Source organism: Streptomyces globisporus (assembly GCF_003501885.1).
In the GTDB taxonomy this organism is placed as follows: domain Bacteria; phylum Actinomycetota; class Actinomycetes; order Streptomycetales; family Streptomycetaceae; genus Streptomyces; species Streptomyces globisporus_D.
Map to the genome: position 1 here is coordinate 1 of NZ_QWFA01000234.1, position 11,144 is coordinate 11,144.

Consider the following 11,144-nt stretch of genomic DNA (forward strand, 5'->3'; position numbering starts at 1 on the left):
GCACCTGCGTCACCACGCGGTCATCACGTGAGAAAGGGCCCCGACGTGGCCTCCCCGCCCACCCCCGCCTCTCCTGCCCGGCTGGTCGTGCTGGTCTCCGGATCCGGTACGAATCTCCAGGCGCTCCTCGACGCCATCGGCGACGACCCCGAGGGGTACGGGGCGCAGATCGTCGCGGTCGGCGCGGACCGCTCGGGGACCGGTGGCGTGGAGCGTGCGGAGAAGGCCGGAATCCCCACGTTCGTGTGCCGGGTCAAGGACCACGCGACCCGCGCCGAGTGGGACGAGGCGCTCGCCGCACAGGTCGCCGCGCACCGTCCCGACCTCGTCGTCTCCGCCGGTTTCATGAAGATCGTCGGCCCGGCGTTCCTCGCCGCCTTCGGCGGCCGGACCGTCAACACCCATCCCGCCCTGCTGCCCAGCTTCCCCGGCGCCCACGGAGTGCGTGACGCACTCGCGTACGGCGTCAAGGTCACGGGCTGCACCGTCCACTTCGTCGACGACGGTGTCGACACCGGTCCGATCATCGCGCAGGGCGTGGTCGAGGTGACCGAGGAGGACACCCCGGAGGGCGAAGCCGCCCTCCACGAACGCATCAAGGAAGTCGAGCGCTCGCTGCTCGTCGAGGCCGTGGGGCGGATCGCCCGTGACGGTCATCGCATTGAGGGACGAAAGGTTCATCTCGGTCATGTCGGTGAATAAGCCCATCCGCCGCGCCCTGGTCAGTGTCTACGACAAGACGGGGCTCGAAGACCTCGCCCGCGGTCTGCACGAGGCGGGCGTCGAACTCGTCTCCACCGGCTCCACCGCCGGGAAGATCGCCGCCGCCGGTGTCCCGGTCACCAAGGTCGAGGAGCTCACCGGCTTCCCCGAGTGCCTGGACGGCCGCGTCAAGACGCTGCACCCCCGCGTCCACGCCGGCATCCTCGCCGACCTGCGCCTCGATGCCCACCGCGAGCAGCTGGCCGAGCTGGGCGTCGAGCCCTTCGACCTGGTCGTGGTGAACCTCTACCCGTTCAAGGCGACGGTCGCCTCGGGGGCCTCCGACGACGAGTGCGTCGAGCAGATCGACATCGGCGGCCCCTCGATGGTCCGCGCCGCCGCCAAGAACCACCCCTCCGTGGCCGTCGTCACGAGCCCCGAGCGGTACGCGGACGTCCTCGCGGCCGTGAAGGCGGGCGGCTTCGACCTGACCGCCCGCAAGCGGCTGGCCGCCGAGGCGTTCCAGCACACCGCCGCCTACGACGTGGCCGTCGCCTCCTGGTTCGCGGACGACTACGCGGCCGCCGACGACTCGGGCCTCCCGGAGTTCCTGGGCGACACCTTCGCCCGCAAGAACGTCCTGCGCTACGGCGAGAACCCGCACCAGCCCGCCGCGCTCTACACCTCCGGCGACGGCGGCCTCGCCGAGGCCGAGCAGCTGCACGGCAAGGAGATGTCCTACAACAACTACACGGACACCGACGCCGCCCGCCGCGCCGCCCACGACCACGCCGAGCCCTGCGTCGCGATCATCAAGCACGCCAACCCGTGCGGGATCGCGATCGGCGCCGACGTCGCCGAGGCGCACCGCAAGGCGCACGCCTGCGACCCGCTCTCCGCGTTCGGCGGCGTCATCGCCGTCAACCGCCCGGTGACGGTCGAGCTGGCCGAGCAGGTCGCGGAGATCTTCACCGAGGTCATCGTCGCCCCGGCCTACGAGGACGGCGCCGTGGAGGTGCTGGCCCGCAAGAAGAACATCCGCGTGCTGCGCGCCCCCGAGGCCCCCACCGCCGCGTTCGAGGTCAAGCCGATCGACGGCGGCGCGCTGCTCCAGGTCGCCGACCGCCTCCAGGCCGACGGCGACGACCCGGCCAACTGGACGCTCGCCACCGGCGACGCGCTCTCCGAGGCGGAGCTGAAGGAGCTGGCGTTCGCCTGGAAGGCGTCCCGCGCGGTCAAGTCCAACGCGATCCTGCTCGCCAAGGACGGCGCCTCGGTCGGCGTCGGCATGGGCCAGGTCAACCGGGTCGACTCCGCCAAGCTCGCCGTCGAGCGGGCGGGCGCGGAGCGGGCCACCGGTTCGTACGCCGCGTCCGACGCGTTCTTCCCGTTCCCCGACGGCCTGGAGATCCTCACGGCCGCCGGGATCAAGGCCGTCGTCCAGCCCGGCGGATCCGTCCGCGACGAGCTGGTGATCGAGGCCGCGCAGAAGGCGGGCGTGACCATGTACTTCACGGGCACGCGCCACTTCTTCCACTGATCGCCGAGGCATTCGGCGGCGGCCGCACCCCTTCGCGGGGGTGCGGCCGCCGCCGTGTCCGTCGTACGGCATCGGCTCGCCGCTCTGTTCTAATGACACGGCCGTAGCAATCCCCAGCAGGGACAGTCACCGTGCTTGAGCTGAACAAGAGTGGAACGGACCGGTCGGAGCCGGGACGCCTGCCCGCCCAGGACCCGGGGCCCGACGCCGCCCCGGACACCCGCCCGGCAGGCGACTCCCCGAGCACGGACCCGGACGCCGCCGCCGAGCGCGTACCCCTGCGCCCGTACCTCATCGCCGGCGCGATCCTCTGCGCGCTCTACTTCCTCTACGCGTACTTCCAGTACGCCCGCTTCGGCTCGCCCTCCTGGGACCTGGGGATCTTCGAGCAGGAGGTCCGGGCGTACGCCGGGTTCGACGCGCCGGTCGTCGACATCAAGGGCCCCGGCTATCTGATCCTCGGCGACCACTTCTCCCCGATCGTGGCGCTGCTCGCCCCGCTGTACTGGCTCTGGCCGTCCGCGGAGTCCCTGCTGTTCGCCCAGGCCGCGCTGTTCGCCCTGGGCGCGGTCGTCGTCGGCCGCACCACCCAGCAGATCCTCGGCGGGCGCTCCGGGCTCTGCGTCACCGTCGCGTACGGACTGTCCTGGGGCATCCAGGAAGCGGTGAAGGCCGACTTCCACGAGATCGCGTTCGCCGTACCGCTGCTGGCCCTCGTCTGCCGGGCCCTGCTCCTGAAGCGGTACACGGCCGCCCTGCTCTGGTCGCTCCCGCTCGTCCTGGTCAAGGAGGACCTCGGCGCGACCGTCGCCGTCGTCGGCTTCCTGCTCTTCGTGTACGGCCGCCGCCTCCAGGGCGCGCTGCTCGCCGCCTTCGGGGTCGCCGCCTTCGTCGTCACCCTCGTCGTCCTCATCCCGGCGGCCAGCAGCGCAGGCCGCTACGACTACTGGACGAAGATCGACAAGAACGGCGAGCAGGACGTCTCGATGCTGGACTCCGTCCTCGGCGTCCTCAACTCCTCCGTCAAGATCGAGATGCTGGTCTTCCTGATCGGCATCACCGCGTTCATGGCGCTGCGCTCACCGCTGACGCTGCTGATCCTCCCGACGCTCGGCTGGCGGCTGCTCTCCCAGGACAGCAACCACTGGGGCATGGTCTGGCACTACAGTGCGATCCTCATGCCGGTGCTCTTCCTCGCGCTGGCCGACGGCGTCCGCCGCAGCCGCGGATCGCGCCGCCCCTGGCTCGCCTCGTACGCGAAGGTCGCCGTGCCCGTCGCCGCCGCGATCGCCGTCGCGATGACCCAGCACCTGCCGCTGCGCGACCTGCTGCGCCCGGAGACCTACCGCACCGACGACGCCCGCAGCCAGGCGGCCCGGGCGGCGCTGGACGCCATCCCGGCCGGGGCGCGGGTCGAGACGGACATCACGCTCATGGCCCACCTCACCTCCGACCGCACCGTCTACTGGGTCGGCGGAGCCCCGGGCACCGCACCCGACATCGTCGCCATCAACCTGGACTTCGGCTGGTCGCGCCCGATCCAGGACCCGGTGGCGTACGCCGAGCAGCTGCATCCGGAGGCGCGCTACCGGCTCAAGCACCGGGGGGGCAGCTTCGTGGTGATGGAGCGCACGACACCGGAGCCGGCGAAGATCCCGGGCGTACGGGGCGACTGACCGGGCTGCCGTCGCCGGACATGCCGCGAGGGCCGCACCCCGTGATCGGGTGCGGCCCTCGCGGCATGTCCGGAAGGGTCCGGAAAGGAGCGTCAGTTGGCCTTGACGACCACGGACGAGCAGACCTTGTCCGCGAACGTCTGCTTCTTCTCGTCCCACAGCGGCCACAGCCAGCCGATGTAGCAGGCGAGGCTGTCCAGGAAGTGGGCCAGGCGGCGGACGAAGGCCATGCCGAAGCCGAGCGGACGGCCGTCGGCCTCGCGCAGCAGGCGGATGCCCACGGCCTTCTTGCCGATCGTCTGACCGGTGGTGCCCTCCTGGTACAGCTGCCAGATGGCGAGACCGATCAGCGCCACGAAGCCGAGCAGGGCGAAGATCGCACCCCCGGAGTCGCCCATGGCCCCGCCGATGCCGCCGAGGATGAGGTAGGGGACACCGACGACGAGGCCGTCGATGATCATCCCGCCCACGCGCAGACCCCAGTGGGCCAGCTCCGGCATGCCGCCGCCGTAACCGGGCTGCTGGCCGCCGTAACCCGGCTGCTGCGGGTAGGCCCCGTACGGCTGGCCGGGCTGCTGCGGATAGCCGGGCTGCTGCTGCGGGTAGCCGTAGCCCTGCTGCGGGACGCCCTGCGGAGCCTGCTGCGGGTAGCCGTAACCGGGCTGTCCCTGCGGCGGGCCCTGGGGAGGCTGACCGGGCTGCTGCCCGTACGGGTTGTTCGGGTCGCCGAAGCTCATAAGGGGTGTTCCTTCAACAGACGTGTGGGGACGAGATGGCCACACGGAGGAAGGACATCGATCAGCGGCCCGCCCCCCGTACAACCGCGGCCTTCATCGTTATAAGCGGGACCCTTGTTTGTCCAGTCCGGGGCCCGGGACGTTGTGCAAGTGCAATGTCCCGTACGGGCGTGGCACCGGCAATTGGTATGCGGGCGGGGTCATCCGCGAGGATGGGCCCATGACTGCCCAGATTCTCGATGGCAAGGCCACCGCTGCCGCGATCAAATCCGATCTGACCGTCCGTGTGGCGGCCCTCAAGGCCCAGGGGATCACTCCCGGCCTCGGAACCCTGCTCGTCGGGGACGACCCGGGCAGCCGGTGGTACGTCAACGGCAAGCACCGTGACTGCGCCCAGGTCGGCATCGGCTCCATCCAGCGCGAACTCCCCGACACCGCCACCCAGGAGGAGATCGAGGACGTCGTCCGGGAGCTGAACGCCAACCCGGAGTGCACCGGCTACATCGTCCAGCTGCCGCTGCCCAAGGGCATCGACACCAACCGCGTCCTGGAGCTGATGGACCCGGCGAAGGACGCCGACGGGCTGCACCCGATGAGCCTCGGCCGCCTCGTCCTCAACGAGACCGGCCCGCTGCCCTGCACCCCGCAGGGCGTCGTCCAGCTGCTGCGCGCGCACGGAGTCGAGATCAACGGGGCGCACGTCGTGGTCGTCGGACGCGGCGTCACCATCGGCCGGTCGATCCCGCTGCTGCTGACCCGTAAGTCGGAGAACGCCACGGTGACCCAGTGCCACACCGGCACGCGGGACCTCTCCTCGCACCTGCGCCAGGCCGACATCATCGTCGCCGCCGCCGGAGTGCAGCACCTGATCAAGCCCGAGGACGTGAAGCCGGGCGCGGCCGTGCTCGACGTCGGCGTGAGCCGGGACGCGGACGGCAAGATCGTCGGCGATGTGCACCCGGGGGTCCGCGAGGTGGCCGCCTGGGTCGCCCCGAACCCCGGGGGCGTCGGCCCGATGACCCGTGCGCAGCTGCTGGTCAACGTGGTGGAGGCGGCCGAGCGGGCCGCCGCCGAGGCCGCCGACGCCGCCGCCGCGGGCTGACGGCCGGATCCGGAGGGAACCCCCATGGGTGCTGGTAGGAGTCCGGCCGACCCCGCCCCGGCGGGCCGGGCGACGGACGAGCCGGAGGAGCCGGACCGGGCCGAGGCCGACGGGCAGGGCGGCCGCGGCGAGGGTGCTTCCGACGAGGGCGGCGCGGGCCGCGCCGCAGCCGACGGCACCTCCGCCGATGCCGCCGACGGGCAGGGCGGTCCGGGCGAATCCGATAGCTCGGGCGAATCCGATGGCTCGGGCGAATCCGGTGGTTCGGGCGGCTCCGGTGGTTCGGGCGGCTCCGGCGGCTCCGCCGGGCAGAGCGACGCCGCGTCGGCCGATGGGTTCGCTCCGGCCGACGGCCCCGCGCCGACCGGCCGGCCCCGCAGGTCGCGGCGGTTTCCGCGGTTCACCCGGGACACCGCCCGGCCCGAGGGCGGCGGCCGGGCGGCGTCCGGTGACGCGCCCGCCCCGGCCCGGCAGTGGCCGCTGCTCACCGTGCTCTGCGCGGCGGGCCTCGGCCTGCTGATCGTGGCCCTGGACCCGTTCGACCAGGCGTTCCGCATCGGCACCATCCTGATCGGCGGTGCGCTGATCACCGGTGCCGTGCTGCGCTGGGTGGTGCCCTCGGTCGGGATGCTGGCGGTAAGGTCCCGCTTCACCGACCTCGTCACGTACGGGGTGATGGGCACACTGATCGTGCTGCTCGCCCTGGTCGCCCAGCCCGAGCCGTGGCTCGACGTCCCGATCCTCGAAGACGCGGTCCGCTTCACGATCCGCTAGGGCGTGCCCGTGGTGGCCGTCCCCACCCCCGAGGGGGGACGGACACCACGGCGGAACGGGGCCTACCGGGCAAGAAGCCCCGGTATGCGGCGAGATGGGCGGCCTTGCCCCGTCCGGACTCCAGCGTCATGGACATGAAAGTCGGGAACAAGCGCTCACTGTGGCCTGTGGCACGGAAGTGACCATTCCGGCACGGTGTGATCGCCGCGCAACGATGGCAGACTGTCACGGCACACCGAGCGGCACGGAGCAGGCAGAGCAGTGGCCGGGCAAGGACCGGCGCAGTGTTCGAGGCGCGTGAAGATGCGTACCCCGTCCCGAATGCTCCCGTGCGCCCCCTCGTCAGGAACTGACACCCTGGATTCGCGCATCCTCGTGGGTAGTCCGGTTGACGGTCCGGAAGGGAACGGGCCGACGGCGGACGGACCGGGGGATGCTCGGGCCGGAGGACCGGTCGCAGCGGGGTACAGCAAGCACGTCCGGGGGACATGAGGGGGGAAGGGAAACGCCATGCCTCGTTGGAAGGCACTGCCCGAAGAGCTCGACCCGCAGATCAGGGAGTTCGCCAGCCAGCTGCGCCGACTCGTCGACCGCAGCGGACTGAACATCAACGCCGTGGCCGACCGCACGGGTTACAGCAAGACGTCCTGGGAGCGGTATCTCAACGGCCGGCTGCTCGCACCGCGCGGGGCCGTCGTGGCGCTCGCCGAGGTGACGGGCACCCCGCAGCACCACCTCACGACCATGTGGGAGCTGGCGGAGCGGGCCTGGAGCCGGGCCGAGATGCGTCATGACATGACGATGGAGGCCATCCGCATCACGCAGGCCCGTGCCGCGCTCGGCGAGCTCGGCACGGCGGCCCCCGGCGCCCCGGCGGGCGGCCGGTCCGGCCGGCCCTCCTCCGGCGGCGGCCGGCGCGGCGCGTCCGGTTCCGGCGCACGGGTCCCCGCCACCGCGGGTCCGGCCGGTACGGACGCCCCGCCCCGCGACGCCCACGCCAAGGGCCCGTACGGCGGCGGGGCCCACGAGCCCGGCGACGACGACACGCGCCGGCTCATCGTCCCCGCCCAGCGCGGCACCGCACCGGCCCGTCACCAGGACCGGCCGTACGACGGCGTGCCGCACCAGGGCGGGCGGCGACCGGAGCGGAACGCGCCCGAGAACGCCAACGCCGGCTCCGGCGGGAAGGCGGGCGGCACCGGACCGGGCAAGGCTCCCGGCGGCCGCCGCAAGGGCCTCATGCTCGCCGTCGGGGCCGTCGGTGCGCTGATCGTCGTGGTCGGCGCGGTGCTGCTCGCGCCGGGCGGCGACGACGCGGCCAAGGCGACCCCGCCCCCGACGGCGACTCCCACCACGGAGGCGACCGAGCTGCCCGTGGGCGTCGAGTGCAGCGGTGCGGACTGCGCCGGGCAGGACCCCGAGGCGATGGGCTGCGGCGGCGAGTTCGCCCGTACGGTGGCCAGCGCGGTGGTCGGCGGCAGCAAGGTCGAGGTCCGGTACAGCAAGGTCTGCTCCGCCGCCTGGGCCCGCCTCACCGAGGCGGCGATCGGCGACACCGTGCAGATCACCGGGGGCGCCGACCCCCAGAACGGCGAGGTCATGGGCGACACCGACGCGTACACCCCGATGGTCGCGGTGAAGAAGGCGTCCGACGCGAAGGCCTGCGCCACGCTCACCTCCGGCACGAAGGGCTGCACCGACGCGGGCGAGTGACACCGGTGCGGCGGGGCCGGGACACCCCCCCCGCACGCACGCACGTACGCATCGCAAGCACGCACCGCCCGCGCGTGCGGTGCGTGACCGTTTGTGTGCGGTGCCACAGGGGGGCGGGCGGTCCGGCCCGGCCGGGTCCGATAGCCTGACCGCTGGCTCCGGCCACCTGCTCGGCCCGGACGTGCCGGTCAACCTGCGCCTCCTGGAGATCCCGCAGGGCCTCAAGGCCGCCGAGGGCACCGCCATGGAGCTCGACGACTGCGCCTTCCCGCTGCTGCGCGGCATCGAGATCACCGACGACCCGAACGTCGGCTTCGCCGGTGCGAACGTCGCCCTGCTCGTCGGCGCCCGCCCGCGCACCAAGGGCATGGAGCGCGGCGACCTGCTCGCCGCCAACGGCGGCATCTTCAAGCCGCAGGGCAAGGCCATCAACGACCACGCCGCGGACGACATCAAGGTCCTCGTCGTCGGCAACCCGGCCAACACCAACGCGCTCATCGCGCAGGCCGCCGCCCCGGACGTACCGGCCGAGCGCTTCACCGCGATGACCCGCCTGGACCACAACCGCGCGATCTCGCAGCTGGCCGCCAAGACCGGCGCCGCCGTCTCCGACATCAAGAAGCTGACGATCTGGGGCCCGTCAACGACGAGGTGTGGCTGGCCGACACCTTCATCCCGACCGTCGCCAAGCGCGGCGCCGCGATCATCGAGGCCCGGGGCGCGTCCTCCGCCGCCTCGGCCGCCAACGCCGCCATCGACCACGTCCACACCTGGGTCAACGGCACCGCCGAGGGCGACTGGACCTCGATGGGCATCCCGTCGGACGGCTCCTACGGCGTCCCCGAGGGCATCATCTCCTCCTTCCCGGTCACCACGAAGGACGGGAAGTACGAGATCGTCCAGGGCCTGGACATCAACGAGTTCTCCCGTGCGCGCATCGACGCGTCGGTCCGGGAGCTCACCGAGGAGCGCGACGCGGTCCGCGAGCTCGGCCTCATCTGAGCCGCACCCGCACCCGTCAGTACGTCGAGCGCCCCCGGCAGCACCCAAGACCTGCTGCCGGGGGCGCTCGCGCGTGCCCGCCCGCCTTCGCACCGGGTGGGAGTTGGCCGACAATCGCCTCCCCTGTGCACCCCCTCCTCACTTACATTGGCCCCTTTCGATCTTCAGGGGGATGAGGAGCCGGTGACCGACCGCGCCGTGCCACGGCCGTCGCAGGGCCAGGACGATCTGCTCGGGAAGCCGCCCGTGCACCCCGCCGCGAGCGAGGCGAGCCGGCTGCTGTGCGCCGGGGTCCATCTGCACGACGGCTACCGGGACGCGGTGATCGAGCAGCTGTACGTCCAGGAGCAGCGCCTCGTGGCCCCGTCGGCGGGCTTCGACGCCGCCCGGGTCCTCGCCCACGCCCTGCGCGCCCGCCGCGCCCAGCTGGGGTGGGCCGCGGGCATCCTGGCGGCCTGGCTGCTCGGCGCCGCCCTCTCCCGGGGCATCGTCGCGACCGTGTTCTTCCCCGGTGTGCTGCTGGCCCTCGCACCCTGGGTCCGGGGCCCGGCGGCCGAACCCCCTGTCCACCGGCGGGTGCTCGCCTTCCTGATGCGCTGGTACGGGCGGATCTCGCTGGTCCTCATCGGGTTCCTGGTGCTCGGCAGCGCGCTTTTCGGTCTGTTCGAGGACGATCCCGAACCGGACGGCTACTCCGGCGGCTCCACCTCGTACGACCCCTACGGCACCGGGTCCTCCGGCTCCGACGGGTTCGGCGACAGCCTTTCCGACGGGTCCGGCGCGGGGTCCGCCTGGGTGGCGCTCTTCTTCCTCGCCGTCATCGCGAGCCTGGTCGGGTTCCAGCGGGGGCAGTTCGCCAGGCTGATGACCCAGGAGCTGTCCCGGAAGAGCTTCCCCGACCTCGCGGCCGACCCGGCCGAACGCGGTCCGGGCGAGCGCTTCCGGCGGCTCCAGCAGCGCATCCGGCTGGAACAGCACGCCCCGCTCATCATGTACGCGGAGGAGAACCCGTTCTGCGGCGCGGGTACGCCCTACCGCCCCTGGAACCTCGCCGTGGAACTCCGGCCCCGCGAGGGGGCCGCCACCGAGCCGCTCGACAACGCCCGGATCCTGCGCCGGATCGTGCCCCTGCTGGAGGCGCTGCGGGTGCCTTCCCCGCACGGCTCCCCCGAAGGAGCGGCCGCCGTCCGGGACCGGCTGCGCGAGCTGGTGATCGACGAGTGCGTCTTCCTGCCGGCGGCGGGCCTGCCGCGACGGGTGGACGCCCCCTACGGCCCCGACGCGTTCGAGCAGCACCGGGGCCGCGCCGTCGAGGAGGGCGGCGAGGGCAGGCGGCACTTCCTGCGCATCCGGGNAGGGCGGGATGCTGATGCTGGAGGTCGCCCCGCACGTCCTGAAGCCGGTGCACACGCTGTTCCGCGACGCCGACCGGGCCGCCCACCGGCACCGCAACAACAACGTGTTCGGCAAGGCGGTCTGGGCGCTGACCCGCACCCCCGCCTCGGCCGTTCACGCGCTCGTCGTCCTGGGCCGGGGCGCGGCGAGCGCCTGGAAGCTGCTCACGGCCGGGAACGCCGGTGCGCTGGCCGAGGGCCCCGCGTTCTCCGTCCGGGAGCTGGGCGCCGACGACGAGGCGTCGCTCTTCCAGGACATGGACGTCGACCGGTATCTCAAGAGCATCGAGGACCGGGTGAACGGCGGCGTCCAGCTCGCCCTGCGCGAAGCCGGCTACGAGACGGACGAGTTCGAGCAGAAGATCGTCCACATCGGCGCGGGCGGTGTGTTCATCGAGTCGGCGAAGGACAGCGCGATCGGCATCGGCGACCACAACGACATCCGGCGCTCCGGTCCGGCCGCCCCGACCGGTCCCGGCACGAGGAACAGCCCCGGCCCGGGGC

General features: G+C 72.7%; 8 protein-coding genes and 2 pseudogenes. 8 read left to right on the forward strand and 2 right to left on the reverse strand.

What is annotated here, in order from left to right:
• Positions 1-45 precede the first annotated feature (45 nt).
• The 3 genes from purN to D3105_RS30130 all read left to right on the forward strand — a co-directional run bounded on the left by purN (position 46) and on the right by D3105_RS30130 (position 3,918).
• A complete protein-coding gene (purN, locus tag D3105_RS30120; protein ID WP_118906088.1) occupies positions 46-702 on the forward strand; it encodes a phosphoribosylglycinamide formyltransferase in 657 nt (218 codons plus the stop codon).
• Positions 689-2,242 carry a bifunctional phosphoribosylaminoimidazolecarboxamide formyltransferase/IMP cyclohydrolase gene (gene purH / locus D3105_RS30125; RefSeq protein WP_118906083.1) on the forward strand — a complete coding sequence of 518 codons (1,554 nt, stop codon included), beginning with the start codon at positions 689-691 and terminating at the stop codon, positions 2,240-2,242. Before purN ends, purH begins: the two co-directional genes overlap by 14 nt.
• Before the next feature lie 131 nt (positions 2,243-2,373).
• The gene (locus tag D3105_RS30130; RefSeq protein WP_118906084.1) at positions 2,374-3,918 is read left to right on the forward strand and encodes a DUF2079 domain-containing protein; all 1,545 of its coding nucleotides are present in this window, start codon (positions 2,374-2,376) and stop codon (positions 3,916-3,918) included.
• Between the two features lie 92 nt (positions 3,919-4,010).
• On the opposite strand, the gene D3105_RS30135 is transcribed toward D3105_RS30130, so the two are convergent.
• Positions 4,011-4,655, reverse strand: a complete 645-nt coding sequence (locus tag D3105_RS30135) for an RDD family protein (protein WP_118906085.1) — start codon at positions 4,653-4,655, stop codon at positions 4,011-4,013.
• Positions 4,656-4,875: 220 nt separating this feature from the next.
• Between D3105_RS30135 and D3105_RS30140 the strand changes: the two genes are divergently transcribed.
• The 4 genes and pseudogenes from D3105_RS30140 to D3105_RS30155 all read left to right on the forward strand — a co-directional run.
• Positions 4,876-5,757, forward strand: a complete 882-nt coding sequence (locus tag D3105_RS30140) for a bifunctional methylenetetrahydrofolate dehydrogenase/methenyltetrahydrofolate cyclohydrolase (protein ID WP_010058645.1) — start codon at positions 4,876-4,878, stop codon at positions 5,755-5,757.
• A 24-nt stretch (positions 5,758-5,781) separates the two neighbouring features.
• Complete coding sequence (locus D3105_RS30145) at positions 5,782-6,531, forward strand: DUF3017 domain-containing protein (RefSeq protein ID WP_118906086.1); 750 nt, start codon at positions 5,782-5,784, stop codon at positions 6,529-6,531.
• Between the two features lie 510 nt (positions 6,532-7,041).
• Positions 7,042-8,244 (forward strand): XRE family transcriptional regulator, encoded by a 1,203-nt coding sequence (locus D3105_RS30150; protein ID WP_118906087.1) that lies wholly within the window; start codon positions 7,042-7,044, stop codon positions 8,242-8,244.
• Positions 8,245-8,401: 157 nt separating this feature from the next.
• Positions 8,402-9,246: pseudogene (locus tag D3105_RS30155) on the forward strand (malate dehydrogenase); the annotation flags it as partial.
• Between the two features lie 138 nt (positions 9,247-9,384).
• On the opposite strand, the gene D3105_RS35915 reads toward D3105_RS30155, so the two are convergent.
• Positions 9,385-10,584 carry a hypothetical protein gene (locus D3105_RS35915; RefSeq protein WP_338104029.1) on the reverse strand — a complete coding sequence of 400 codons (1,200 nt, stop codon included), beginning with the start codon at positions 10,582-10,584 and terminating at the stop codon, positions 9,385-9,387.
• A 25-nt stretch (positions 10,585-10,609) separates the two neighbouring features.
• Between D3105_RS35915 and D3105_RS35920 the strand changes: the two are divergent.
• A pseudogene (locus tag D3105_RS35920) lies at positions 10,610-11,144 on the forward strand (hypothetical protein); the annotation flags it as partial.

Coding starts and splice junctions, on each gene's coding strand:
- purH (WP_118906083.1), top strand. CDS start 689: ATGTCGGTGAATAAGCCCATCCGCCGCGCCCTGGTCAGTGTCTACGAC.
- D3105_RS30135 (WP_118906085.1), bottom strand. CDS start 4,655: ATGAGCTTCGGCGACCCGAACAACCCGTACGGGCAGCAGCCCGGTCAG.
- D3105_RS30140 (WP_010058645.1), top strand. CDS start 4,876: ATGACTGCCCAGATTCTCGATGGCAAGGCCACCGCTGCCGCGATCAAA.
- D3105_RS30145 (WP_118906086.1), top strand. CDS start 5,782: ATGGGTGCTGGTAGGAGTCCGGCCGACCCCGCCCCGGCGGGCCGGGCG.
- D3105_RS30150 (WP_118906087.1), top strand. CDS start 7,042: ATGCCTCGTTGGAAGGCACTGCCCGAAGAGCTCGACCCGCAGATCAGG.